The organism is Leptospira andrefontaineae, from assembly GCF_004770105.1.
Classification (GTDB): Bacteria; Spirochaetota; Leptospiria; order Leptospirales; family Leptospiraceae; genus Leptospira_B; species Leptospira_B andrefontaineae.
This window is the reverse complement of record NZ_RQEY01000023.1, coordinates 103,353-129,486: the sequence shown is the minus strand read 5'-3', so window position 1 is coordinate 129,486 and position 26,134 is coordinate 103,353. Positions and strand designations below refer to the sequence as shown.

General features: G+C 40.2%; 24 protein-coding genes. 15 read left to right on the top strand and 9 right to left on the bottom strand.

Annotated elements, in window-relative coordinates; all coding sequences use genetic code 11:
* Position 1 precedes the first annotated feature (1 nt).
* Positions 2–853: a sulfurtransferase gene (locus tag EHO65_RS17405; RefSeq protein ID WP_135775817.1), complete on the bottom strand. Its 852-nt coding sequence runs from the start codon at positions 851–853 to the stop codon at positions 2–4.
* A 194-nt stretch (positions 854–1,047) separates the two neighbouring features.
* On the opposite strand from EHO65_RS17405, the gene EHO65_RS17400 reads away from it, so the two are divergent.
* The 4 genes from EHO65_RS17400 to EHO65_RS17385 all read left to right on the top strand — a co-directional run bounded on the left by EHO65_RS17400 (position 1,048) and on the right by EHO65_RS17385 (position 5,760).
* Positions 1,048–1,932 carry an LIC11113 family protein gene (locus tag EHO65_RS17400; protein ID WP_135775816.1) on the top strand — a complete coding sequence of 295 codons (885 nt, stop codon included), beginning with the start codon at positions 1,048–1,050 and terminating at the stop codon, positions 1,930–1,932.
* Positions 1,925–3,394, top strand: coding sequence for a S1C family serine protease (locus tag EHO65_RS17395; RefSeq protein ID WP_135775815.1), 1,470 nt, complete (start codon positions 1,925–1,927; stop codon positions 3,392–3,394). Before EHO65_RS17400 ends, EHO65_RS17395 begins: the two co-directional genes overlap by 8 nt.
* On the top strand, positions 3,391–4,767 hold the full coding sequence (locus tag EHO65_RS17390; protein WP_135775814.1) for a PDZ domain-containing protein: 1,377 nt from the start codon (positions 3,391–3,393) through the stop codon (positions 4,765–4,767). Before EHO65_RS17395 ends, EHO65_RS17390 begins: the two co-directional genes overlap by 4 nt.
* A gap of 93 nt (positions 4,768–4,860) precedes the next feature.
* On the top strand, positions 4,861–5,760 hold the full coding sequence (locus EHO65_RS17385; RefSeq protein WP_135775813.1) for an ATP-binding response regulator: 900 nt from the start codon (positions 4,861–4,863) through the stop codon (positions 5,758–5,760).
* Between the two features lie 48 nt (positions 5,761–5,808).
* Here EHO65_RS17385 and EHO65_RS17380 read toward each other — a convergent pair whose 3' ends face one another.
* Complete coding sequence (locus tag EHO65_RS17380; protein ID WP_135775812.1) at positions 5,809–7,110, bottom strand: oligosaccharide flippase family protein; 1,302 nt, start codon at positions 7,108–7,110, stop codon at positions 5,809–5,811.
* A 4-nt stretch (positions 7,111–7,114) separates the two neighbouring features.
* Positions 7,115–8,119 carry a phosphatase PAP2 family protein gene (locus EHO65_RS17375; protein ID WP_135775811.1) on the bottom strand — a complete coding sequence of 335 codons (1,005 nt, stop codon included), beginning with the start codon at positions 8,117–8,119 and terminating at the stop codon, positions 7,115–7,117.
* A gap of 198 nt (positions 8,120–8,317) precedes the next feature.
* Here EHO65_RS17375 and EHO65_RS17370 point away from each other — a divergent pair, with 198 nt between their 5' ends.
* From EHO65_RS17370 to EHO65_RS17340, 7 genes are all read left to right on the top strand, one after another.
* The gene (locus tag EHO65_RS17370) at positions 8,318–11,686 is read left to right on the top strand and encodes a methylmalonyl-CoA mutase family protein (protein WP_135775810.1); all 3,369 of its coding nucleotides are present in this window, start codon (positions 8,318–8,320) and stop codon (positions 11,684–11,686) included.
* An 82-nt stretch (positions 11,687–11,768) separates the two neighbouring features.
* Positions 11,769–12,080 (top strand): hypothetical protein, encoded by a 312-nt coding sequence (locus tag EHO65_RS17365; RefSeq protein ID WP_135775809.1) that lies wholly within the window; start codon positions 11,769–11,771, stop codon positions 12,078–12,080.
* Positions 12,077–12,523 (top strand): LIC_11090 family protein, encoded by a 447-nt coding sequence (locus tag EHO65_RS17360; RefSeq protein ID WP_135775808.1) that lies wholly within the window; start codon positions 12,077–12,079, stop codon positions 12,521–12,523. The genes EHO65_RS17365 and EHO65_RS17360 overlap by 4 nt, the downstream gene beginning before the upstream one ends.
* 141 nt (positions 12,524–12,664) lie before the next feature.
* Positions 12,665–13,654: an MbnP family copper-binding protein gene (locus EHO65_RS17355; protein WP_135775807.1), complete on the top strand. Its 990-nt coding sequence runs from the start codon at positions 12,665–12,667 to the stop codon at positions 13,652–13,654.
* A 61-nt stretch (positions 13,655–13,715) separates the two neighbouring features.
* Positions 13,716–14,867 (top strand): methanobactin export MATE transporter MbnM, encoded by a 1,152-nt coding sequence (locus EHO65_RS17350; protein ID WP_135775806.1) that lies wholly within the window; start codon positions 13,716–13,718, stop codon positions 14,865–14,867.
* Between the two features lie 17 nt (positions 14,868–14,884).
* A complete protein-coding gene (locus EHO65_RS17345; RefSeq protein WP_135775805.1) occupies positions 14,885–15,751 on the top strand; it encodes a hypothetical protein in 867 nt (288 codons plus the stop codon).
* The gene (locus EHO65_RS17340; protein WP_135775804.1) at positions 15,742–16,773 is read left to right on the top strand and encodes an LIC11086 family outer membrane transporter; all 1,032 of its coding nucleotides are present in this window, start codon (positions 15,742–15,744) and stop codon (positions 16,771–16,773) included. Before EHO65_RS17345 ends, EHO65_RS17340 begins: the two co-directional genes overlap by 10 nt.
* A gap of 4 nt (positions 16,774–16,777) precedes the next feature.
* Here the strand turns inward: EHO65_RS17340 and EHO65_RS17335 are convergent, their stop codons facing one another.
* Complete coding sequence (locus EHO65_RS17335; protein ID WP_135775803.1) at positions 16,778–17,062, bottom strand: LIC_11321 family protein; 285 nt, start codon at positions 17,060–17,062, stop codon at positions 16,778–16,780.
* 142 nt (positions 17,063–17,204) lie between these two features.
* On the opposite strand from EHO65_RS17335, the gene EHO65_RS17330 reads away from it, so the two are divergent.
* The gene (locus EHO65_RS17330; protein ID WP_135775802.1) at positions 17,205–18,203 is read left to right on the top strand and encodes an LA_0442/LA_0875 N-terminal domain-containing protein; all 999 of its coding nucleotides are present in this window, start codon (positions 17,205–17,207) and stop codon (positions 18,201–18,203) included.
* On the opposite strand, the gene EHO65_RS17325 is transcribed toward EHO65_RS17330, so the two are convergent.
* From EHO65_RS17325 to EHO65_RS17315, 3 genes are all read right to left on the bottom strand, one after another.
* Positions 18,200–19,180: a cysteine synthase A gene (locus EHO65_RS17325; RefSeq protein ID WP_135775801.1), complete on the bottom strand. Its 981-nt coding sequence runs from the start codon at positions 19,178–19,180 to the stop codon at positions 18,200–18,202. The two genes, EHO65_RS17330 and EHO65_RS17325, sit on opposite strands and share 4 nt — an antisense overlap.
* Before the next feature lie 161 nt (positions 19,181–19,341).
* Positions 19,342–20,397, bottom strand: coding sequence for a class I fructose-bisphosphate aldolase (locus EHO65_RS17320; RefSeq protein ID WP_135775800.1), 1,056 nt, complete (start codon positions 20,395–20,397; stop codon positions 19,342–19,344).
* Positions 20,398–20,514: 117 nt separating this feature from the next.
* Entirely contained in the window at positions 20,515–22,008 is a 1,494-nt protein-coding gene (locus tag EHO65_RS17315; protein ID WP_135775952.1) for an ATP-binding response regulator, read from the bottom strand.
* Between the two features lie 349 nt (positions 22,009–22,357).
* Between EHO65_RS17315 and EHO65_RS17310 the strand changes: the two genes are divergently transcribed.
* The 3 genes from EHO65_RS17310 (at position 22,358) to EHO65_RS17305 (ending at position 23,734) form a co-directional block, all read left to right on the top strand.
* The gene (locus tag EHO65_RS17310; protein ID WP_100724550.1) at positions 22,358–22,798 is read left to right on the top strand and encodes a CBS domain-containing protein; all 441 of its coding nucleotides are present in this window, start codon (positions 22,358–22,360) and stop codon (positions 22,796–22,798) included.
* 247 nt (positions 22,799–23,045) lie between these two features.
* The gene (locus EHO65_RS19960) at positions 23,046–23,222 is read left to right on the top strand and encodes a hypothetical protein (protein ID WP_167482054.1); all 177 of its coding nucleotides are present in this window, start codon (positions 23,046–23,048) and stop codon (positions 23,220–23,222) included.
* Positions 23,219–23,734, top strand: a complete 516-nt coding sequence (locus tag EHO65_RS17305; protein ID WP_135775799.1) for an LIC_12238 family plasminogen-binding lipoprotein — start codon at positions 23,219–23,221, stop codon at positions 23,732–23,734. Before EHO65_RS19960 ends, EHO65_RS17305 begins: the two co-directional genes overlap by 4 nt.
* Here the strand turns inward: EHO65_RS17305 and EHO65_RS17300 are convergent.
* Positions 23,728–25,668 carry a hypothetical protein gene (locus EHO65_RS17300; protein WP_135775798.1) on the bottom strand — a complete coding sequence of 647 codons (1,941 nt, stop codon included), beginning with the start codon at positions 25,666–25,668 and terminating at the stop codon, positions 23,728–23,730. The two genes, EHO65_RS17305 and EHO65_RS17300, sit on opposite strands and share 7 nt — an antisense overlap.
* On the bottom strand, positions 25,665–26,129 hold the full coding sequence (locus EHO65_RS17295; protein ID WP_008591961.1) for a chemotaxis protein CheW: 465 nt from the start codon (positions 26,127–26,129) through the stop codon (positions 25,665–25,667). Before EHO65_RS17295 ends, EHO65_RS17300 begins: the two co-directional genes overlap by 4 nt.
* Positions 26,130–26,134: the final 5 nt, after the last annotated feature.

The window sequence follows — 26,134 nt, the reverse complement described above, 5'->3', positions numbered from 1 at the left end:
TTTAACTTTTCCTATCTGTTCCACCGACTCTTGGTGCAGAAGCTCCTGCGCCAGTCTGTCCGTAAATATTCGCTGCTTGTTTAGGTAGATTGGATTTTCTCCATTCGAACCAAGAGCCAACATATACATTCACGTCGTTGTATCCAACTTCTTTGAGCATCATAGCTAGCAAGGAGGATCTTGCTCCGTTATAATCATAGATAACAGTGGTCCTTTCCGGCATGAAAGGGAAACCTCTTAACTTTTTATTGAAGAATGTTTTGTCTACGAGTTCACCGTTCGCGTCATATAACATTCTCCAATCCCAGAGGAATGCTCCAGGCAATCTTCCGCATAGGCTTCCAGGTTCTGGAGCAGTCAAACGAGGAAGTTTTCCATCATATTCTTCCGGTGTGCGAGTATCGAAAATTTGGAGTCTAGTTAGGTTCTTTTCTAAGAAAGCCTTATCTATCACTCCTTCTAATTTGCGGACTTTGGAAGAAGGTCCTATATCTAATTCTTTAGAACCTTTTTCTTTTGCACCATCTACAGGCCAACGTTGTCCGATCAAAAACGCATTTTGAAAACCTGCGCATCTCAAAAGGAAAACGAGTCTGGATGCGAACATCCCCATCCCCTCGTCAAAAACCAAGATCCTGGACTTCTCTTCTTTTTTAGCGAGAGCTAGTATCTCTTCGATTGGACCCAATAATTTTTTGGAAGAGTCCGGATCGGAAGCAAAAGCCTTTTTGACGAATGGAAAATAATACGCACCCTTTAAGGTGGATTCCTGATATTGCGCTTGGGAGCGACAATCGATGAATAAGTCCTGCTTTTCGTTCAGGTCGGTTTTAAGAAAACTCCAGTGAGACAAGATGAATACCGTTATATTTTTTACTCTTAGTTTTAACCATATTCCAGAGTCCCGTTTAAGAGTTTAACTTTTTTTTGGTATTCTTGGAAATTCGAGACATAATCGCAAGAATTCTACGGAAATTCCTCTTCTATTTTCAGATCTGTAAAATCCGCTTTTTCCCGAACCGATAATAATTAAGAATGTTTTCCCTGATGCAGAATATTTTCCATTTAAGAACGAAAAGACTCCTTCTTTCTTTTGTGAGCCTGGGAGTTTTATTGTTTTTTTCCGTTTTTATTCCGGATTCTGGAAGTTTCGCAGAAGAACAACCTCAACAAAAAGCAAATTCCAGGATTGGAGACTTTGCTGAGAAAGAATTTCAGGAAGGTTGGAGGAAATACACCAAAGAGAAAGATGCAAGACCTTTGAAAGAATGGTTTAAACAACATGGGACCGTTCATATTGGTGAGTGTAAGTTCAGATCTCTTCCTGAATCTGAAGAAATACAGTATCTATCTTTGGATTGTCCCGGGAAAAAACTGAACGGTTTCTTTTATTCAGGAGAAGAAAGATTACGTTCTCCAGAAAAAATAGATTCTTTCAGAGTGAAGGGTCCTGTTAAGTTAGGAAAATCTGTTTATTGGGAATTGGAATTTTCTGCGGAGAATTTAAAAGCCGCAAGTTCCAAACCTGCTCCCGGTGGTAAATCCAATCCGGAAACAAAACTCGGGGACAAAGCCTCGACTGTGAATTTTGGTCTGCAATATTTCTTAAGCATCGCAAAACATCCTATTGATCGTCCGACTCCTAAAGGAAAAGAGATCTTTTTTGATTCTTCTTGCCCTCTTCTTTATTTGGGTAAGGATGCGGATTTTTATTGGGACAAGTCTTTGTATTATTCTTTCCAGGCAAGTTGTTTGCCGGATTCTCCTTATTCCTGGATCAGGATCAAAGCAGATCTGAGCGGAAATGTTTTAGTGGATAACCAACCCACTGAAGAACTCCAAGAAGGAGCACGTTACCTGGCAAAATTGAAATTAGAATCGGTAGAAAAGGATAAAATTGTATGGTCCGACGCGGAGTTGTTTCATGAATAAGTTTTGGATACTTCGCGCTGGATTCATCCTGATCTTTAGTTTTCCTGTTTTTTCGCAAACAAATGGGAACTCCGATCTTAAAACCTTACTGAACGGTGTTGTTATTGTCAGAAGCGATATTTACCCGGATGCAAGCGACCCCTTGGAATTCGGGGACCAGGACCTTTCCCGTGATGTGGGCTCAGGTTTTATAATCGCAGGAAATAGAATATTAACAAATGCTCATGTGATCTCGGAATCCAAGTATCTAAAGGTAAAACGTTTTAATAGCAGCAAATATTATAATGCAAAAGTGGAATTTATAGGTTTCGACTGTGATCTGGCTTTAATCTCCGTAGAAGACGAAGAATTCTTCTCGGCTGTAGAACCTTTGGAAATTGCAGAAGAATCCCCTTCTTTAGGAAGTAATCTTTTGATGTTAGGTTATCCGGAAGGTGCGGAAAATCTCACCCTAGAGAATGGGCTCGTCAATCGTGTGGAAAGATTAAGATATTCTTTTACCGGTTTAGATTATAGAAAAGTAATTCGTGTAGGTGCAAATATTCTTCCGGGATATTCAGGCGGTCCTGCGATCCAAAATGGAAAAGTAGCAGGGATTATTTTCGAAGTTAGCCAAATCCAAGGAAATACCGCTTATCTCATTCCTCCTGAAGTGGTACAACATTTCTTAAAAGATATACAAGACGGGCAATACGACGGATTTCCATTCGTAGGATTTACTTTCCAAAATGGGAATTCCGAGTCTGTGAAAAAGTATTTGGGAGTTCCACAGAATCTGCAAGGTGTGCTTGTGAATAAGGTGTATCCGAACTCTTCCTTTTCGGATGTTTTGCAAACGGATGATTTTTTGTATAAGGTAGATGAGGCTTATCTGAATAACGAAGGTGGTCTTTTGGAATTTACCGGAAGAACGATCGTAGACTTGATTGAGCCCGGTTTCGTGGGACAAAAACTAACTTTATACTTTTATAGAAATGGAAAAAATTATAAGATCCAAGCCGAGTTAAAAAAGACTGATTCCCTAGAATTATACAGGGACCGTCAGATCCGCAGTTTTTTAGGTGCCGGACTTTTATTCCAACCCGTAAACCGCGCATTATTCGGTAAAGAAAGCCAAAGAGTGGAAACTGCCCTTAGATACCATTATAGTTATTTTATACAGGACGACCTTTTCAAATTTACAGAAAGAGATCTGATCTTAACTACACTATTCCCGGACCCTCTTAACTCCAAATACCTAAATTATCGTTTTAAAATATTAGAATCCATTAATGGAAAAACTCCTGCGAATATCGCCGAGTTTAGGGATTATTGGAAAAAATTCTCCAACGGGACCCTGGTCTTAAAATTCAGAGGTGTCGGACTTCCGTTGGTGTTGGACGCTAAAACCGTTAGAACAATAGACTTAAGAGTCAGAAAAAGATTCGATATCAAGTCAGACGAATCCAAGGAGGGAAAATGAGATCTTCTAAATTAATATTCCTTCTGATCTTCTCACTTTTAGGATTTTTAGAAAATCTTGAGGCCAAAGCTGATTCAGAATTTTCACTTTTGGTCCATTTCAGAAAGTATTCTCATCATAATCCTTTCCAAAAAGGAACTCCATACCAGAAAAGAATACCTGCAATCCGTTTGGATGAAAGAACGGCACTCGCACTTTTAAAACCGGGAGAAGTTCCTTTATTTGCAGAAATCCATCCGGAAGAATCCGCAGGAAGAAAAGCGTATTTCCAAAAAGTGGATCTAGATACAGGACTTGGTATCGTTCTTCTACCTGAAAATTTCGGGAGATCTAAAAAAGCCTCCCCTATTGCTCTTTTGGAAGAAGGAGTTAGGACTCAAGGGACATGCTCTTCCTTCTTTACAAATTTCGAATGGGGAAGTTTAGAATTTTCTAAATCGATTTTACCTCTTTCTAAACTTTCCAGAAAAGAAAACCAAGACGGGACCAGAAGTTTTCTATATTCAGGAAAGAAAGTTTGCGGATTTACAGACGGAACTTGGAATGCAGGTGCTGATCTTCTTCGTAGATTTTATCAAAGTAGATTTTCCTCCGCTTCTCCTTTTCCTCATCCGGGTTTTTCTGCGGAAGGCTCCTTAACTCCTGCAGAAGAAGATTATTATTTTCCGAAAGGTAGCGTGGGCGCTGTAGTTTCGGAAGTTCTTCCGGGGATCGGCCCTATGCATAATCTGTTTCCTGGTGATGCAGTTCTTTCTGTAAATGGGACTCCGGTTGCCTCTAAACAAAAACAAGTATTGTATGATATCCTACTCAGCAAAGGTGGATCTTATCTAAATTCCGGAGAATGGGTCACTCTATCATTATATCGTGACGGTAGAAAAAGAGAGATCCGCTACCAACTAAGACCCTATAATGAAGATTCTTTTTTGATCCCTGAAAGTTCGGACAAGATCGCTCCCAAATATATAATCGCAGGCGGATTACTTTTTACCGAACTTACTCATACTTATCTGAAAGAGTACGGAGAAAAATACAAATCTTCCAGTGATAGAAAGTTAGTATACTTGGCGGAAAGTTATTCTAAAAAACTTCATCCGGAAAGAAGTCGTATCGTATTACTTTCCAGAGCATTTCCTGACGAGAAGAACAGGGCTTATCAGGAATTCCAAGATTTGATCTTAGAATCCGTGAACGATAAGGTCGTGGATTCTGTAGAAGGTTTGAAAGCGGCCATTTCAGAAAATAAGGACGAATTTTTGATCTTCCGGTTTTCAGGAAATAAATTGGCGGTTTTTGATAAGTCGGAGTTAAAAAGTTTGGATGAAAGGATAAAATCCTTATATTCTCTTGATTCTCTAGACAATATCCGCTGACAAAATTCTTGACTAGAATACCTTTCCAGGGTTTTCTTTTGTTTTCCGAATGGCCCCCTTAAATATTCGGAAGTTCTGAATTAGGAATTTATTATGAAAATCCTTTTCGTTGATGACGAAGAAGTTATCCGAGATCTGTTCCAAGAAATTTTCGGCAGCGAATACGAACTCGTTCTGGCCGGAACTGCGGAACAAGGTTTAACTTTAGCAGAAGCGGAAACTTTCGATCTTATCATCACCGATATTCGTCTTCCAAGGATGAACGGTATAGAGTTCATCACTAAATTGAGGGAAAAAGGAGTGGAAACTCCTTTTATAGTCATCACAGGGAATCAGGACATCCAGATCTCTATCAATGCTCTTCGATTAGGAGCGGTGGATTTTTTCCTAAAACCTTTTCGAATGGAGGCGATCCGTTATTCACTCTTAAGGTTTAAGAACTTATTTTATGCCGGTAAAGACCTTGTGGACAAAAGAATGTTCCAGGTCAGAGAATCTAGACAGAAGTTCGCACTTCTTCCTAGACTTGGAAATTTAAATCAATATGTTCATTTGATCCTGAGATCTTTAGCCCATCTTCCCAACCTGCATAATGAAGACCAGCTATCTCTGAAAGTTGCATTATACGAATTGATTGGGAACGCGATTGAACACGGCTGCGCTCGTATCACCTATCATCAAAAACAAGAGTTGATGTTCCAGGAGAATGATTACTTCTCCTACGTAGATAAAATCTGCGAATCCAAAGAAGAATGGATCAAGGTAGAAGTGGATTATGATGATACGAGAGTGACAGTTATTCTGGAAGATGGAGGAGACGGTTTCGATCCTGCAAGAGTTCCTGATCCAGTGCAAGATCCGAATGCAAGCCAACTTTCCGGAAGAGGTATCTTCTTAGTTCGTATGAATGTGGATTCTCTATCTTATAACGATAAGGGAAACCAAGTCACATTCGTGAAAAAACTCCAAAAAGTTGAAGTAAAACAGACTTAAATTAGCGATCTAACAGTAAGATAGAATATTCTAATTTTAGAATATATCTTAAGATTGTTTGGAAGAAGGTTTGTAATACGCTAAAAAATAACCGCTGAGCAAAAACCAAGACGGGATTTGTCCCAAGAAAAATGCTCCTGCTGCTCCCATGGTCCCGTATTCAGGGATCAAAAGATTATCCAAAACTAATCCGAAGATCAATCTCACTAAAGCAAGTATCGCAAGTAATCTAGGCTGGCCTAATGCGAATAATGCCATTCCAAGTGGAGAAAACACTAATTGGAATAGATAATTCGGGTATAATAACTGGAATACCGGAACTGATTCGGGATATTTTCCGGAAAATAACGCAGAGAAAACCCAGTCTCCTAAAAACACCCAAGGCCCCAAAGCCAATGCAAATACTACCGCTACTAAGATGGATTTTCCTAAATAACTAGTGAATTCCTTATTTTCCGTAAGCCTAGAGAGTTTAGGATAGATCATTGAATTCAAAACAGAAAATAAGATCACAAATCCACTGAAAGGTTGTAATGCCACTCCATAGGCAGCCACTGCTTCGTTAGAATGGTATTTATTTAAAAAGAATAACTCCATCCTATCGGATACGATCGCAAATAAAGAGGCCAAAAACGCATAACGGTTAAATGAGATGAGCTCTCTGGTTTGTTGTCTGACTTCTTCCTTATCACCTGCCCAATGTAGTTTGCCTCTGGGGAATAATAAGAAGAATAGGACAATTGTAAATACGGGAGCTACGGAGAAGATCCCTAAAATATCCAAATGACCTAAGGCATGATCTGAAAATTGATCCGCTAAATATAAAATCAAAATTCGGATCAAGTTTGGAAGAGGATACCAAATAGAAAGAGCGTGATACTGCCCGAAAGAAACAAATATACTTTCGAAATAAGAATTAAAAGAAAGAACGAAACTTCCGAACACTAGAAGAAATGCAGCCAGCGCATTCTCCTTTAAAAAATAAACAGCAATACCGGTAACAAGCACCAATAGGAATAATGCTGCCCATTTGACCCAAAGAGAAGATGCAAGAAGCACTCCAATTTTTCTTTTGTCTTCGGTCATAGGAGAAAGGAATCGAACTAATGCGGTGGGCAATCCGAATTCGGCCACAGCTAAAAGTACAGGCAGATATCCGGAGTAATATTGGAAAATCCCGTTCTCGTTTTTACTCAAGATACGAACGGAATAAACCATGAAGATAAAATTCAGTAGGGAGGCGACTACCTTGGAAAACCCTACTGAAAAAAAGCTACGAATGAATCCAGAGGTCCGTAATTTTCCGAAACTTTCGGAAATGAACTGTAAAGAGGATCCAAGGCGAAGCATGAAGTTAAGTCAGATAAATGCCTCCGCGTATTCTTTTCAAAAGAATGGGAGCGAGATGGCCAATATAGTAACACACGATCCCATACTTAAAGTATCTGGCAACCGGATTTTCCCCGAATAGAGAGGAGAGAATTTTTCCGAGAGCCAAATAAAAGATCAAGATCCCAAGAATGATCACACCGACTCGGATCAAAAATACGATCCAAGAATCGACTGATTTCCAATCCAGCCCTGCCCTCTTATTGTATAAGATCCCGATCCCAAAACCTGCGAGCGCTCCCGCAGAAGAGATCACCTGCTCCCAGGATTTATTCGTGGACTCAGGTTGGCTTGGATCATGCAGAAGAATGCTAGGCACAGTCAGAGCCAAAATAAAAAGTACGAGTGACTTCAATCTTTTTTGGTCCGGCGCCTGTCCTATAAAACCAGGCTCTAAAATTCCAGGATCTTTTGAGAACAAGAACTCTAGTCCGAATAATATGAGTATTCCTAAAGTAAAACCTCCTAATGTATCTCCTAAAAAGTGAAGTCCTGCATACATTCTTGAGATCGGCATAAATAAGATCAAAAACGCAGTGAGTATTCTCACCCAACGAATTCGCATATGTAAAAATAATGTTCCGTATAACACCACTGCAGTTTGCACATGTCCAGATGGAAATCCGTAAGAACCCTCCATCAGTCCAAGCTCAGACGGAAACGGTAAACCGATCGGTCTAGGCATCGTAAGAAGAGCTTTAAAAGCCCCATTTACAATGCCGGCGATCAACAATCCCAAAGTCATCCTGATCCCTATCTTACGATCCACACAAAGATAGATCAACGAGACCAGAGCCATAAAAAATAGAGAAGATCCTAAGTAATGGAACAAAATGGTAAAAGGATCCAACATTGTTTTTAAAAAGGAAATATGAAGAGCCTCTAAAGGCGAGTTAGAGAATAAGATCTCTTTCCAAAGAAAACTATCTGTCATAAAAACGAGCATATAAAGTTTCGGTTTTAAACGCAAAATGAATTCTTTACTGAATATTCGGCTCCTGGCTGTTTTTAGAACATTCGTTTTGTAAGCCAAAATCCAGTTGCTAGATTCCTATTCCTACTGCATGATAGATATATAAATGGAATTTATTGAACGATCGTTCTCCAAACGACAAAACAAACAAAGTTCGGTTAAAATTTACCAAAGTCCGAACATTAGGAGAATATAATGGAACCTGAAATTTATACACCTCATAATAAATTAAAATTTGTGACTGCTGCCTCACTTTTTGACGGGCACGATGCTTCTATCAATATCATGAGAAGAATACTCCAATCTTCCGGGGCAGAAGTAGTTCACCTCGGCCATAATAGATCGGTCCAAGAAATCGTAGATTGTGCCATCCAGGAAGACGTGCAAGGAATTGCGGTTACTAGCTACCAAGGTGGTCACGTAGAATATTTCAAATATATGATAGACCTTTTGAAAGAAAAAGGAAGTTCTCATATCAAGGTATTCGGCGGAGGCGGAGGAACAATTCTTCCTTCAGAGATACAAGAGTTAGAAGCTTATGGAGTTTCTAAAATTTATTCTCCGGACGATGGACGTTCCTTGGGTTTACAGGGAATGATCAACGATCTATTAGAAAAATCTGATTTTATTCCTCCTCACAGATTTAATGGGAACCTATTTTCAGAGATCCGTAAAAAAAACCCGATCGCAATCGCGGAATCTATCTCATTAGTAGAATCTTCTGAAAATGATCCTAAGAAGATAGATCCTGGAAAATTGGATTTTCCGATTTCTAAAAAAACAATTCCGATCTTAGGGATCACTGGAACTGGAGGAGCCGGAAAATCCTCTCTTACAGACGAACTTGTAAGAAGATTTATCCACGATTTCGAAGACAAAACGATCGCAATTATATCGGTAGATCCTTCCAAAAGAAAAACGGGAGGGGCACTCTTAGGAGATAGGATACGTATGAACTCTATCTCTCATCCAAGAGTGTATATGAGATCTTTTGCAACTAGAGAAGCAAATATCGCACTAAACCGAAATGTTAAAAAAAGTTTGGACGTTCTCAGAAGTTCCGAATTCGACTTGGTGATCGTAGAGACGGCAGGGATCGGCCAAAGTGATTCTGAAATTACTGAAGTCTCCGATCTTTCTCTTTATGTAATGACTCCTGAGTTCGGTGCAGCTACCCAATTAGAAAAAATTGATATGATCGATTATGCCGATCTGATCGCAGTTAATAAATGTGATAAAAGAGGAGCATTAGATGCGATCAGGGATGTCCAAAAACAATTCCAAAGATCCAGAAAATTATTCGATCAAGGTCCGGAAAAGATGCCGGTCTTCGGAACAATTGCATCTCAATTCAATGATCCTGGAACGAATAATCTATACGTTGCACTTATCGATTCTTTGAATAAAAAATTCAATCTGGATTGGAAATCCAATTTTTCTTCCAGCTCTGAAACCAGCCAAAAGATCCATATCATTCCTCCAGACAGGCAAAGATACTTAGCTGAAATAGCGGAAGAATGTGAGAAATACGCAAACTTCGTTAAAAAGGAATCCGAAACCGCAGAAGTTTTATATAGGATCAAAGGTACGATAGACGTATTAAAAGAAAGAGGCAAAAACGTCTCCGACCTGGAGGAAGAATATTCCAAAAGGGAAGAAGGACTTCATCCGGATACAAAAAAGATCCTAAAAGAATGGGATTCTAAATTAGAAAAATATTCGGGAGAGTTTTTCACTTATAAAGTCAGAGACAAAGAGATCAAAGTAGAGAATTTTACTAAATCTTTAAGTAATCTGAATATTCCGAAAGTCTCAGTTCCTAAATTCCGCAACTGGGGTGAGATCGTAAAATGGTCTTATACCGAGAATTTCCCGGGAGAATTCCCATATGCTGCCGGAGTATTTCCTTTTAAAAGGACGGGAGAAGATCCTACTCGTATGTTCGCGGGAGAAGGCGGACCGGAAAGAACAAATGCTAGATTCCACTATGTGAGTCATGGAATGCCGGCTCATCGTTTGAGCACCGCATTTGATTCTGTAACTCTATATGGAGAAGATCCTGGACTTCGTCCTGATATTTATGGTAAGATCGGAAATTCCGGAGTGAGTATTGCTACTTTAGACGATGCTAAAAAACTCTATTCTGGTTTTGATCTTTGTAGCCCTAGCACTTCCGTGTCCATGACGATCAACGGACCGGCGCCGATGCTTCTATCCTTCTTCTTGAATACGGCAATTGACCAAACCTGCGAAAAATACATTCGTTCAGAAGGAAAAGTTGAAGAAGCAAAATCCAAACTTGCAGAGATCTATTCTAAAAAAGGAGTTCCGGTTCCACATTATAAAGGTGAGATCCCTCAAGGAAACGACGGCCTGGGCCTTCTTCTTTTAGGAACTACCGGAGATAAGATCCTTCCTAAAGAAGTTTATGAAAAGATAAAAAAGGAAACTCTTTCTTCCGTTCGCGGAACTGTTCAGGCGGATATCCTAAAAGAAGATCAGGCACAAAACACTTGTATCTTCTCCACTGAATTCGCTTTGAAATTGATGGGAGATATCCAGGAATATTTTATCTGGAATAAGGTCCGCAATTTTTATTCCGTTTCCATTTCAGGATATCATATTGCAGAAGCGGGAGCGAATCCGATTACTCAGGTTGCATTCACTCTTGCAAACGGATTTACATTTGTAGAATATTATCTTTCACGCGGGATGAAGATTGACGATTTCGCTCCTAACCTTTCTTTCTTCTTCTCGAATGGGATTGATCCGGAATATGCAGTGATTGGAAGAGTAGCTCGTAAGATCTGGGCAAAAAGTATGAAGTATAAGTACAGCGGATCTGAACGTTCTCAAATGTTGAAATACCATATCCAGACTTCCGGTCGTTCTTTACATGCACAAGAAATCGCATTCAACGATATCAGAACCACCTTACAAGCGTTATATGCAATCTATGATAATTGTAATAGTTTACATACGAATGCATATGATGAAGCGATTACAACTCCTACGGAAGAATCCGTCAGAAGAGCGATGGCAATCCAGCTCATCATCAATAGGGAATTGGGACTAGCCAATAATGAAAATCCTCTGCAAGGTTCCTTCATTATAGATGATCTTTCCGATCTGGTAGAAGAAGCGATCTTATCCGAGTTCAGACGTATCTCCGAAAGAGGAGGAGTTCTTGGTGCAATGGAAAGAATGTATCAAAGAAACAAGATCCAAGAAGAATCTCTGGAATACGAACACAGAAAACATACCGGAGAGATCCCGGTAATTGGAGTGAACACCTTCCTAGGTAAAGATGGATCTCCTACAATTCTTCCAGAAGAAGTGATCCGCTCCACAGAGGATGAGAAAAAAGCACAGATCGCCGAACTTGAGGCGTTCCAATTCAGGAACCGAGAAGATTCCTCCGAAGCTTTGAAAAATTTACAAGCAGCTTGCCTCTCCGGGGAGAACGGATTTGAGGCCTTGGTAGAAGCCGGAAAGATTTGTTCTTTGGGACAAATGACCCATTCTCTTTACGAAGTGGGCGGCCAATATAGAAGAAGTATGTAACCGATACAGTGATACAAATCAATTCGGAGGACCTTTTTTTGTTTCCCTTAGGGTTTCAAAGTAGAAAATTTGGTCCAAAGCCATGACTTCTTCTGCAATCCAGTTTACAGAGACACATGTATACGCGGAAAAAAAACGGTTTAGAGTCGTTTTTGTGCGGAACGTATGTTCTGTTGAAACGGAAGAAATCGGCCTAATCCTGCAGAAGATCCAAGAAATCCAGCCAAACATCGTGGAGCTGGATTTAGAGAGCGTGGTCGCGATCCCTTCTCTCATTCTGAATCGTATCTTAAAACTTTTGGCGGAATTAAAGTCCAAAGGTGTCCCGGTGGAAATCAAAACCAGCGAAGGACTCAAAACCGTTCTGAATCGGCTGAAAATCTCCCTACAATGAAAACGATCTCAATCATTCTGACCCAATGTTTCCTATTCCAAAGTTTGGTATTCGGAAGCGGATGGTTCTGCGGAATGCTCGCGGGAGAGATCAAACTTTGTCATTGTAATCACGGAAGCCAAAAAGAAAAACATTCGGACTCTGAAGATTCAAGATTCTCTTCCAAACTTGCCGATTCGGGAGAAGATCATTCTAATTCAAAACCTTCTTCCCTACCCGACTGTCATTCTGCTAAGTCGGGAGAAGCACATAAATGCGCCTGTAAAAAAGCAAAAGACAAGGCTTCCTACTTAAGCGGGACCATCTGCACTCAATTTTTCACTTATTCCAAATTAGAAAACATCGCTCCTGAAACCATTGGCTCAGAACTTCTAAGCCGCATTCAAGAAGGTTTTGGTGTGCTTGTATCTTTCGATCTAGAAAGACCCCCTCGATTCTCCTAAACATTTTCCAAACCTCGAACGAGGAAGCAGAGGATAATAATGTCCTCTCGCTTATAGTCCATCCCAGGCTTCAATAGCCTACTTTAGCCGGACTATTATACGAAAAATCGGAAAGTGTGATACTTTCCTCAGGAGAATATTATGAAATTATTATATAACGCCGTAATCGCGGTCTCTTCGTTCATTCTTATAGGGTGCGACGGATCTTCCAGCCCAAATATGGCTCTTTTGGCATTAATGAGCCAAACTGCAGTCCCAGGAATACAATTCAAAGCAGTTGTTGGGGATAGTGACGCAAAATGTGGAAGTAATATCGACGGACATGGACACGCATCCGTAATGTCTTTCGGAAAAATGAATTCTCAATCGAATGTAAACATCATGCATGTTGCCGGAGCAATGCCCATTACATTACAGGATCTTAGATTTTATGTATCTAACCTAGAATTGATTGATCAAGATTCAAATACTATCGAGGTGAATGTACCGGATGATGGAGTTTGGCAGGCTTCCGGAGTTACCCTTCTGGATTTCGAAAACGATACCGGAGATTGTAGCGGAACCGCTGCAACTAATACTATAATCAAAACATCTATTGAAAATAAAACATATAAAGGGATTAGATTTTATTTGGGAGTTCCGGAAGTTCTGAACCATTTAAATCCGGTTACAGCTCCAAGTCCTTTGAATATTTCCGGACTAGCTTGGATGTGGAGCACTGGTTACATTTTCGGCAGATTTGAATTTAATGCCACCGTCGTGAATTCACAATCTGAGACTAGTTTTTGGAAAGCAGCAGTACATTTCGGTTCTTCCGGCTGTAATATGGGAAGTCCTTATGGATGTAATATTTCCAATCGACCTTTCATCGAGTTATTACCTACCGGCGGTTTTAATCCTTCTATACATGCAGTTAGATTCGATCTTAAAACATTGGTAGCCGGTTGGGATATCGGAACTGCGGCGGAAAGTGTTGCTGCAAATTCGAATAATACTATCGAATGCCATTCCAATCAAGGGAACTCGATCAGTGATACGAATTGCCCGGTCCCTTTTGCAAATATCGGCTTAGATTACGCGACAGGACAACCGTCCGGAACCCAGTCCGTATTCTCAATAGTTGCAAAATAAAAAGTACAGGAATCGAGGTCTCCCTAATCCGTATAGATGCGGAAGGCCTCGGAAAAGTATTATGAAATTCTTATTCTATATCCTTTTTATTTCATTCGGATTTTTTTCCTGTGAAAACATACTGGATCAAAAACAAAAAAGCTCTTCTTTAGAAAGTTTAGCGTTTTTAGCGATACCTCAAAATTTTGTAGAGGGAACTCCTTATCAATTCGATTTACCGGCGGGTTTTCCCATGCCTAAGATCCCTTCCGAAAACCCTATCACGGTCGAGAAGGTAGACTTAGGGAGATTTTTGTTTTTTGATCCTAGACTTTCGGAAAACGAAACACAATCCTGTAGTAGTTGCCATAATCCGGCGACAGCATTCACGGACGGCAGAACGGTTTCGATAGGATCTACAGGAAGTAATCATCCCAGAAATGCACAACATTTATCGAATGTAGCGTATAATGTACGTCAGACCTGGGCAAACCCACTTTTAAAAACCTTAGAACAACAAGCCTTAGTCCCTTTATTCGGCGAAGACCCGATAGAACTTGGAATGAAGGATAAAGAGGATGTATTATTCGATCGGCTAAAAAACGATCCTCAATACCAGGAACTATTTAAAGAGGCCTACCCTAGCCACTCTAATCCATTCAATTTATCGAATATTGTATCAGCTCTTGCAAGTTTCCAAAGGACTCTTATCTCCGGGAATTCCGCATATGATAGATACCAAGCCGGAGACCTTTCTGCCCTGAGCGCTTCTGCGATCCGAGGTAAAAATTTATTCTTTGGAGAAAGAGCGGAATGTTTCCATTGCCATGGTGGTTTCAATTTTACGGATACGGTTCTGCACACAGGAACAGTATTCGAAGAAATCACCTTTCATAATAACGGTTTGGATTCTTCCAGCTTCGTAAGTCCGAATGGCGGATTATATGAATTTACTTTTCAAGAATCGGATCGTGGTAAGTTCAGAGCACCTTCTTTACGTAACGTAGAACTCACTGCGCCTTATATGCATGACGGCTCCATTCCTGATCTATTATCCGTTGTTAATCATTATGTAAACGGCGGAACTGGAAACGGCACTACAAATCCAAACAGAGACGTTTTTGTAAGAAGTTTTTCCTTAAGTGAATCCGAAAAACAGGATCTGGTGGAATTCTTAAAAAGCCTAACGGACACGGAATTTACAACCAATCCCAAGTTTCAGGATCCTTTCTGATATTTTAGATAACTACGATGAAGAATAAAATAAAATTCGAATATATCTTATTATTCCTAGTATCCTTCCAGGCATGTGCCCATGGGACTTTAGGAAACTCCACGGAAGAAAGGTCCACTGAACTTCAGGAATTATTCCGTATCATGGATGAAAGAAGAGCGATCATTTCTCCCTGGTTATACTACTCGGATGACCAAGGAGATTCTGATATAGGTTCTTTTACATTGAACGGAAGTTCGACTTATCAGATAGAACTCACGGAGAACGAAGTTGTTCTTGAAAGCATTTCCATGCTATTTAAGGCACCTGAAAATTCTTTTTCAGTTTCCTCTTCTTCTGCAGATGGCAAGGTTCACGTATTCCATTCGGGTGGTTCGGAAACTCCTACACCAGGAACAGGTTCCTATTCCAAAAAATACGGGATAAAAGGAAGTTTTTCTCCGGGAGATATTTCTATCTCCGATTTTACTTCCTTAACCGGTCCTGTAAAAAGACAAAGTTTATCCCCTTTTCCGGCAGTACCTTATGGAACCTTGCAACATATTTATGGGGAATTTTCAGACCTTCTTCTTACATTCCAAATCTTTAATGGATCTACTACAAAAACAGTCCATGTAGAATTAAGAGAAGCAGACTTCCAAGTAGAAGCTTCCTGCGATCTAGAGATCCCTTATAAAAAGAATATTCCATTCTCGATTGGATTTAGAACGGACGGACTACTCTCACAAAGAGCAGGCTCTTCTTTTTCTATTCTGGATGGGATCTTTGCACTCTCAGGTTCCGAGATCACAATCAACGATTTTCAAAACACAACTCTTTACTCCGAAATCCGGGAGAACCTGGAAACAAGCGGCCAGGTCTTGGTATTATATTCATGTTTCTAATATTCCAAAAACGAACTCTTTTGATTTTAATAAGGCTTTTTGCATTTTTAATCTTTCTCTTTTTAGGCGGGGAAATTTTTGCCCATCATGCGGGAGAAGGTCAGAATATGATCTCTTCTACCAGATTCGTGGATCCTTTTACGGGCAAAAGAGAGAAACCATCCGATTATTTTTTGATCACCCAAGATTTTCAAAAAGGAACAATAGATAATTCTAATCTTCATACGACTACTGTGTTCGGTGAGTTCAATTTTGCCGGTGGTAAATTCGCTGCAAACTTCAGTGCTCCTTGGACTTATTATGAGCAGAAGGATAGGAGTGATGCTGCTCGTTACGGTAAGGCATTCGTAGGAGCAAAATGGAATCCGTTGATCGATACAGGCTGGCCGTTCTTCATTATTTTAGAAGGTAGACTTGGTTTTCCATCCGGTGCAGATACTGATAAATTTGCGGGTGGAGATTATTATTCAGGGATCGCGAATCTTACCTTAGGTGCCACTTGGAAACAGTTCCTATTTGTAGTCAGAGGTTCCGGGATCTTTCCTCTTTCAAAGGATCATGCAAATTTGGATACTCAGTCGGGACTTCCCTATTGGGCACAAAGTTCTACAACCCAAAACACAGAGAAACCTCCTGAGATCCAAAAGATCACTCAATGGTTTGCCTACGTTACTTATTTTTGGTCCAAAGACTTTAGCGTTTTCGGCGGATTATTATACAGAACTCCTTATGTGAACGTGATAGGTGGCGGTAGTCTTTTGGAAGAAAATTCAGAAACCCAAAAAAAATTCCCTAAGGCGTTCAAGGAAGCTAGTTTAGGTTTTAATTATACTCTTACGAAAGGTACTTATTTAACGATTGCAGGCCGTCTTCCATTGATACGAGATCCCGAAATCCGTCTTTATGATTACGCAATTACCACTTCTATTTCTTTTGAAATTCCCGAATGGAGAGATTCTTCAAAAAAATCGGAAAAGGAAGCCGAGGAATTCGAATCGGAAGAGGACTTAGAGAAAAAGTAAAATCCTAATCCCAGAGGGACTGAAAGCATAGAGCCGAATTTTTTTCGAAACTTTGGAAGCCTGACTTGGCCACACATTCTTCCTCGGTAGAAGGGAAATAATCTATCCCTCCCCCCTCGTACTTGATCCGGCAGCAACCTTGGGTCTTAGAAGGTTTTTCTTTTTTCGGCAAACCTTCTTGGCTTTTGGTATCCTTAGGAGGTTCGGGAGAAACTCCCAAAACCGAAGTCGCGATCGAACAGAGATAACTAAAGGCAAAAACCAAGATCAGAGTTCGAAATTTCATCATACCTATTTTATCTCCAAAATTAGTTTTCAAGGCAAGGAAAAATCCCTGAATTCAAAAACAGAAGTCAAGTTTTTACGTTGACTCGGCGGCCTTACGAAGGTGACAAAGGGAGAAAAGTTCAAAAGACCGAATAGGAATTCGAATGAAAAATCTCCGCTTAATTCTATCAGGACCAAAGTCCTTATCAGCATCCGTTATCCTCCTTACGATCGCATTCGGCCAGCTTTCGGCAGAAACGATCCTTTTAAAAAACGGTGAAAAAACCTACGGAACTGTAATCGATCAATCTACAGACACTGTTACAATTCTGAAAGAAACCAAAAGACAGACCTTAGCTAAGTCCCAAATCTTAAAGATCATCTTCAAAGATATTAAGGATGAGGCGGAACTTGCAAAATTATTCGACACTGAAAAAAAGAAACTGAACAAAGACGGCAAAAAACCTGAAAAAGAAGAACAATTGGACACTATTCTCCTGGAACAAATGATCAAGGAGAACAGCTATAAGGCGGTCCAAAAGCGTCTAGCATTGATTGAGAAGTATATAGACGAACAAGATTCTAGTTGGGAAGAATATATTTCCGCAAACAGAAACCCTTGGGAGCCTGTTTGGAAATCCGCAATCCTACCAGGTTGGGGACTTTCCACAATGAAACATGATAATTATGCGAGAGCCTATCAGATAGCTATCGGTCTTTCTATCGTTGTTGCGATCGGAGGAAGCCAAGCTGCAACGGAGCAGCATAATAAAGCTGAGAATCGTCTGAGTAAAATTTTATTCGAAGATCCAGTTACTTATGCACAGATCCAAGGTTCAGGTATTACTGGTGCTTCTGTTTTAGTAACTAAACAGCAATCGGACAGTATTTCAGAATATAACTCATTCAAAAGCAAAGAAAGCCAATACGAGACCTATAGCAGAACGGGACTTTATATGGGTGTTGGTTTATATTTAATTCAGTTAGCTCAGAGTTACTTCTTAGGCCAGAAATGGGCCACTCATAATATTATCCAAACTCCTTCCGGAGAAGCAGTGAAAGAAGGATTCAATTTTAAAAGTAATTATATGCCTATCGCTGCAGGTGGCGCGAGTAATCTTTGGGAATACCGCACCGACCTGAGATATGTAAGTACCTTCTAAACTTCCGGAATAGAATATCCTTTCGATTTCAACCAGTCCTGGTCATATAACCTGGACTGGTATCTTGCCCCACTGTCTGCCAGAATTGTGACTATGGTATGTCCTGGTCCTAACTCTTTGGCAAGTTTTACGGCAGCTCCCACATTGATCCCGCTAGATCCACCTACAAACAATCCGTCTTTGCGGAGAAGTGTATAAATATACTCTAAACATTCTGCGTCTGTGACTCGGATCGCATCGTCGAACGGTGCATCTTTCATGTTTTCGGTAATTCTTCCGTTACCTATTCCTTCCGTGAAAGAATTTCCTTCTGCGCTAAGTTCTCCTTTCTTTACGAAATTATAAATTGCTGATCCATAAGGTTCTGCAGCAATCGTTTTGATCTTAGGATTTTTTTCTTTTAAGAACATAGCGGTCCCGCTGAATGTTCCACCAGTTCCTAAAGATGCGAGCCAAGCGTCAACCTTACCTTCTGTTTGTCTCCAGATCTCCGGTCCTGTGGTATGATAATGCGCCAAACGATTTGCCACATTGTCGAATTGATTTGCCCAAATAGAATTTGGAGTTTCTTCCGCAATACGAGCGGAAACTTTTACATAGTTTCCAGGATCTTTATAAGGAACTGCAGGAACTGTTCTTACTTCTGCACCAAGTGTTCTAAGAAGATCTATTTTTTCTTTGGATTGTGTATCAGGGATCACGATCAAACATTTATACCCTTTCGCATTGCAGATATGCACAAGACCGATCCCTGTATTTCCAGCAGTGCCTTCGACTACTGTGCCACCCGGTTTTAAGAGTCCCTTCTTCTCCGCCTCTTCAATGATAAATAACGCAGCCCTGTCCTTAACGGAACCTCCAGGATTTAAGAATTCAGCCTTTCCTAAAATTTCACAACCTGTTAGGTTAGAATAATAATTCAAACGGATGAGAGGAGTATTCCCGATCGCATCTGCAAAACCTTTTTTGATCTCCATAAGAGCCTCTTTATTATAATATATGTGCAAATAAAAAAAGGAAAGCGTTCACTTACGTGAATCCGCTTTCCCCCTCGAATTTTTCCGATTTTGTTTTTTTGTACCGGAAAAATGATCTATGTTTGAAGTCCGCTTACGCGAGCGTCAAGAGCCAGAGGCTCTTATGCGATTGTTACGTCCTTTGACAAATATACGTCTTGGATCGCGTTTAACAATGCAACTCCGTCTTTCATAGGCTTTTGGAATGCTTTTCTTCCGGAGATAAGTCCCATTCCACCAGCTCTTTTGTTGATAACTGCAGCTTTTACTGCGTCACCCAAATCATTAGAACCGGAAGGTCCACCTGAGTTGATCAGACCAATTTTACCCATATAACAGTTTGCTACTTGGTATCTCGCCATATCGATCGGATGCTCGGAAGAAAGATCAGTATACATCTTATCATCTTTTTTACCGAATTTCAGATCTCTGAATCCACCTAAGTTGGTTTCAGGTAATTTTTGTTTTACGATATCCGCTTGGATAGTAGCAGCCAAATGGTTTGCTTGTCCGGTAAGGTCGGTAGCGATATGATAATCTGCTTTATCGTTTTTGAAATTATCGTTTCTGAGATAAGCCCAAAGGATAGTTACGAGTCCTAGTTCATGAGCTCTGTGGAAAGCTTCTGAGATCTCTTGTATCTGTCTGGAACTTTCGTCGGAACCGAAATAGATTGTAGCTCCTACAGCAGCAGCTCCCATATCGAATGCCTGCTCTACATTTGCAAAGAGGATCTGGTCGAATTTGTTCGGATAGCTTAGAAGTTCGTTATGATTGATCTTAACTACAAAAGGAATTTTGTGAGCGTACTGACGAGATACTAATCCTAAAACTCCAAGAGTGGAAGCAACTGCGTTACATCCGCCTTCGATAGCGAGTTTTACGATATTTTCAGGATCGAAATAAGCAGGGTTTTTAGCGAAAGAAGCACCCGCGCTATGCTCAATCCCTTGGTCAACAGGAAGAATGGAAAGATATCCAGTTCCAGCAAGACGTCCAGTATTGTAGATGGATTGGAAATTCTTAAGAACAGAGTTGTTTCTGTCGGTCTTAGAAAAAATTTCGTCAACGTAATTCGGGCCAGGGATGGTCAGGGTTTCCTTGGGGATGGTTTTAGAGACATGATTTAAGAGAGAATCCGCTTCCGCACCTAATGCGCTCTTGATTTTATCTAACATTCCAGTTATACCTATTGGTTTTATCGATCTGGTGACTAGTTTTGGGGCGAAGCCCAAAATTTCCATCGATTTTCGGCGAGAAATCCAAAGCTTTGGACTAGGCTTAAAGCTGGATCTTTATTTTGTTTGGACTGGAAGGCGGATATGGAAATCGGTACCGGAGCTTGACTTTTGGACATCCAGTTTTCCATGATTGGATTGAATGATCCCATAACAAACGGAAAGCCCCATCCCTATCCTGGAGTCATCTGATTGTATCCTTTCAAAAGGTTGGAATGCATTCTCCGGATCCAGTTCTCCGTTTAAGGTTCCTGATAAGCGAATCACTAGATACTTTTCAGAATCCGATTTAGTATCGTCCAACCCTGCACTAAAATGGATCGTACTTCCTTTTAGATCGGAACCAACTCCATCCGCATAAAAATACAAAAGATAATATAATACTTCTTTAATTTGATTCTGCTTTAAGAATACATCCGGCAGATCGGAAGGAATATTCTTAGCAATTTCCAGGTTTTTGGATTTTAATAATTCGGAGATAATCCCTTCCACTCCGGCCAAAATATCATCCAGTTTGCACCAAGCAGCTTCTTCATTATCAGAACGGGAGAATAAGATCAAATTTCGGATAATACCGGAAATCCTTTCGCCTTGTTCTATGATCACTCTTGCATAGTTCCGAATGTCTGCAGGAAGTTCTTTTTTATTACGGATGATATTCCCATAATTGATCACACCCATAAGAGGATTATTTATCTCGTGAGCAATACCTGCTGCCAATTTCTGGATAGACTCCAATCTTTTTTCGGATTGGATCACCTTTTCCATTTCTGAGATCCTTTTTTCGGATACGGATAGAAGGTCCAATTCGGAGAAGGTTACGATACTTCCTACGATCCGATTTGCCTCGTCCCGGATCGGAGAAACTCTGAACCCAACTCTGATCTTTCTATCATCCTTTCTTACAAGTACTGCGGGAATATATCTTAGATTATGGCCTAGATTATCGGGATGTTCCCCTGAACCGATTTGGGTTTGGATAAAAGAAAGGACTACATCTCCCGGTTTCCCAAGAGCCTCTTCCAGGCTCCAACCTGTAAGCTCTTCTGCAGAATGATTTAGGAATATAATATTTCCTTCGCCGTCCAAAGAGACTGCACCTTCCGAAATACTTTGGATCACATTCTTAAATTCTTTGCCACTTTCCTTAACGATTCCCAAACGTTTTTGCTGGCGAAGAGCAATCTCAATCGAAGACTTAAGTTGATGGTTCTGAAATGGTTTAGTTATATAAGCATAAGTAGAAGCAGCATCCATCGCTCTCATGAATGTGGAGTCGTCCGTATATGCAGTCATAAAAACGATCGGAACGTCTTTGATCCTTTGGATATGTTGTGCAGTTTGGATCCCGTCCATATCCCCCTCGATAGAGATATCCATTAGGACCAAGTCAGGATCCGTTTCCTTAAAAATAGATTGAGCGTCCTGACCGTTTGCAGCGACTCCTGCAACCTTATAACCTAAATTTTGGAGAGTCTTTTGGAGGTTGAAAGATAGAAGCCATTCGTCTTCGACGATTAGAATATTCGGTTGTTCTGAAGAAGAACTCATGTTCGATATTAACATATTCCTGAGGTGGTAAAAACTGCGGCTCTTCCGTTATGCTCCCACGTTAGGAGTGAATTGGGAAATCCTTTTTTAGGAATATAATTGTTTCCGCAAAATTTTCAAAACTTCTCCTTTGATCTATTTTAGCATTTTAGAATCCAGGAATAAATCACTGAATTTTCATAACTCAAATACGGTCCTATTTTAATGTTTTTTTCCAATTTTAGTCCTCATTTTTCCGCTCATTCGACTAAAAGAACCAAAACCATGTCATAGTTCCGACCTCTTTTTTCCAAAAAAAGTCCTTGAATCGAAGCTCCCTAAAAACTACACTTTGGGCCTAGAGGTAGCCATGCTGGTAAAAGATATCTTGGAAAAAAAGGACCGAAAGATCCTCTCGGTGGAACCCAGTACCACCGTTTGGGAAGCGATCCGATTTATGACCAAGTATGATATAGGTTCCGTGATAGTGCTTAAAGAAGGGAAACTGGCCGGTATATTTACAGAAAGGGATTTACTTCATTTCGCCTCCACAGATCGGGAAGCAGTATTCGATAAGACAGTGGCAGATCTAATGTCCACCACATTGACTACTATGCAACCGAATGACCAAGTGGATGAAGTTCTTTCTATTATGCTAAAAAAAAGGATCCGGCACATGCCAATTCTGGACGGGAACAGATTGGTAGGGATCATCTCCATAGGAGATGCTGTAAAAGCCAAAATCGCAAAAACGGAAGAAGAGAATAAGAACTTAAAAAATTATATATATAGCGAATCCGGATTTATCTGATCCAACTTATTCCTTCTGACCGGGATTTCTCCGATCATCGAACCTTGAAGCAACATTTAGAAAAATGCCCGCCTGGACTATATCCAGGGGGCAAGTGGCTCACATTCGGGTATTCCCGTTAATTCCTAAAAGGTAATACCATTACCCAAGCCCGCAACTCCCTTTTTTGGAAATCGGGTTGCCGGAATCACTTTTCCGGTAAGTATAGACTTAAAGGGTCCATTCGAAACCGAACCAGACTAAAGAGATGAAACTCCTTTTAATTATATTATTCGCATATTTAACGTATCGTTTTTTACAAAGACTCATGTTTCCCGAGAGAAACGAAGGTTCCGGTTTCAGAGTTGTATATCCTGATCGAGAATATTCTTCCAGGGAAAAAGACATTTCCGATAAGGGAAGAGTTGTAGAAAAGGGAGAATGAATCAAGGAATGAATATCCGATTTTCCTATTTTATAATTTTATTATACTCCTTCTTTTCTGTTTCCTGTTTAGGAATGAGCGGAGAATTCGGCTGGGCTTTGGTAGATGAGACCAAACAAAGTTTGTTAGAGAAAAAATTCACTACCGTCCAGGAATTTACCCTTACCAGAGAAAAACTGATCTTCCCCACAAACAAAACACTCGTATATCTCTATAAATTTTCCAGAGTACCGAACCCGGAAGCGGAGATCTACGTGAGCCTGAGTAGATTCCAAGTAGGCTTTAACGAAATAGAAGTAAAACGTAAAAGACCTGAACTTTCCAGCACCAGTATCACTGGAAGTTTTAAAGAACTGATCGCAGGTAAATATTTAGTCAAAGTCTCCTATGAGGGAGAAGTAATCGATCAAGTAGAATTCAGAGTAATAGAACCGGAAGATAGAGAAGAAGAAAAAGAATCCGGGGACGATGTGGAAAAATATACTAAGGCTAAAAAAACTCTAAATCAATAAGTATCGCCTGAAAGCGGATCCCTTGGATAAGGATCTCTCTGCATTCCATCTTCTAAAATTTTATTGATCCTTTCTATATTTTTCAAAGCAAGATTGATCTCAGTCTGGTTTCCCACTTTTAGGATCTCTTCATTCATTTTCTTGGATTGTCCATAATCCTTTTCGAATTCATATAATACGGATAATCTTTGCATTGCTCTTGGCCCAGGAGAAGTATCCAACTTGGTCCGAATAATATCCATTTTTTCTTTAGATTCTTCCATCTCCAAACTTTTGAGTCTATATTGGGCCATGTCCTGGTCGTTTGTTCTTTCCAAGAGACCTTTTTTGATCTGCAATAATTCTTTTTTGCCCAGGGAATATTTCTCTTCTTCTAATCTTAAATTTTCTCTAAGTCGATCATAAGCTTGGATTGATTTGATCAGTTCTTCTTTTTCTTTAGGAGGTTTTTTCTCATATCTATATAGTTTAGAGATCCCTAAATAAGCAATTACCTCCATCCTGATCCTTTCTTGTGAATCCGTAAAAGATAGATCGGTTGCTGTTGCTTTTTCCTGTTCCCTAATTTGTAACCAGTCTTCATAGTATTTTTTGCCTGATTCTAAATTGCCTAGTTTGCTTTCGAAAAAGTTCCCAAGTTCAAATGCATAAATCCCTTTTTTCTTTGGATCAGGTTCGGAGAGATAATATTTTTCATAAAACTCTGCGGCCAAAACGTATTGTTTGAGCTCGGTATGCAAAGAAGCAATCGCACGATATACATAAGCTATCTCTGCAGGAGTTTTGTTTTCTTTTAATGCAAGGGCTAAAAATTTTAAGAAGAAGTCCAGAGACTTTGCTTTTTTCCCAGAGGCCTTTAGCTCTTCTGCCAATGCTAAAACTACTTGGGAATGTTCCGGATCTAAACGAAATGCTAACTCTAATAATGCAGCATAAGCGAAGAAGTCCGTATTTCTTTTATAATCGAATAGAACGAAAATCCCCTGCCCGCTCACAGAGGTTTTATTCACTACTTTCAGCCTTTCCTTGTTTTCATTCTCCGAATCTTTTACGAATTTTGCTAAGGTAAAAACGGTGTCCGCGTCTTCTCTGGACTTTCTTTTGAAAAATGGATAATAATTATTCTCGAATGAATCTTTATAGGTGTTTGCTGCTTTTTTAAGTGCATCATCCGCATTTTTTACATTCTGTTTTGCAAGACTGATATCGTTTGAAGTAACTTTGCGCGCATTCGTAGGAGGATTAGATTCAAAGATCAGATCCTTCTCCCTTGCGGAAGAAGCTTCTAAAAGATGAACTCTATCCTTAGCATTTTCCAGGTCTGTATTCGCTTTTTCTAATTCCTTTTTGACCTTTGCATGTTGTCTGGCCCGATCAACCTCGTTTGAATCGTATAATTCTCTCAGTCTTTCTTCTTTAGAGAATGATTCTTCTGTGTGAGAAAAATCTCTGTATCTGAGCGCAGCCAAGGCCTCTTCTAATGCCTTAAAGTTCTGCTTCTTCTTAGAATATTCTTGGCTGAGTAACCAATGTAGTTCGAATAGAATAGGAGAATCACGGAGTTGTTGTCCTTGGGTAATTTTCCCCAACATCTTTAAGATCAATAAACGAAGAGTATTTCGATCGGTTTTTTCTGTGAAGATACGACCGAGCCTTCTTTCTTCTTCCGTTCTTTTGGGATCAACGAACTGGGCATAGTACGGATCTAAAACCTGACGGATAGATGTGATCGGATCGGATGCAGTGTCGGAAGAATTAAGTAGGTTCTCCTTTAATGTTCGGAGAGTCGCTGGAGGAATTACCTCATGAGGAAGTTTATAAATACCTGCAGGATCTAGTCTTTGGTCCTGCTCATCCGCCTCGGTTCGGACGTTTACCCCTAACCCAAAGACGATTAGGAGTATCACGCCCAGTATCAGGCGGGTTTGTTTCATTTTGCTCCGGCACCCAACTCCGCTAATTCTTCCGATCCTAGAATTTTTTCGATATCGATTAGGATGATGAACCTGTCGTCCTTTTTACCGACACCCGTGATATAACGGGAGGAAATTCCTTTGATAGAAGGAGGAGGAGGATTGATTGTTTCCGGAGGAAAAAGCGCTACGTTAGCTACCTTATCAACTATGATACCGACAGATTCTCCACCGATTTTTACCACAATCGCACGGTCATAACCTTGCTCGTGAGAATGGGGAATATTCAGCTTCACACCTAGGTCCACCATCTTCACTACTTTACCACGGATATCCATGATACCTGCGAAGTAGTTTTTGGATCTGGGAACCTTGACTAGGTTATGGATCTTGATGATCTCATCCACAAGAACGATTGGAAGAGCATATTCTTCCTCTCCCAAGCTGAATAGAATGTACTGGTGTTCAATTTCGGCGGACATTCCCC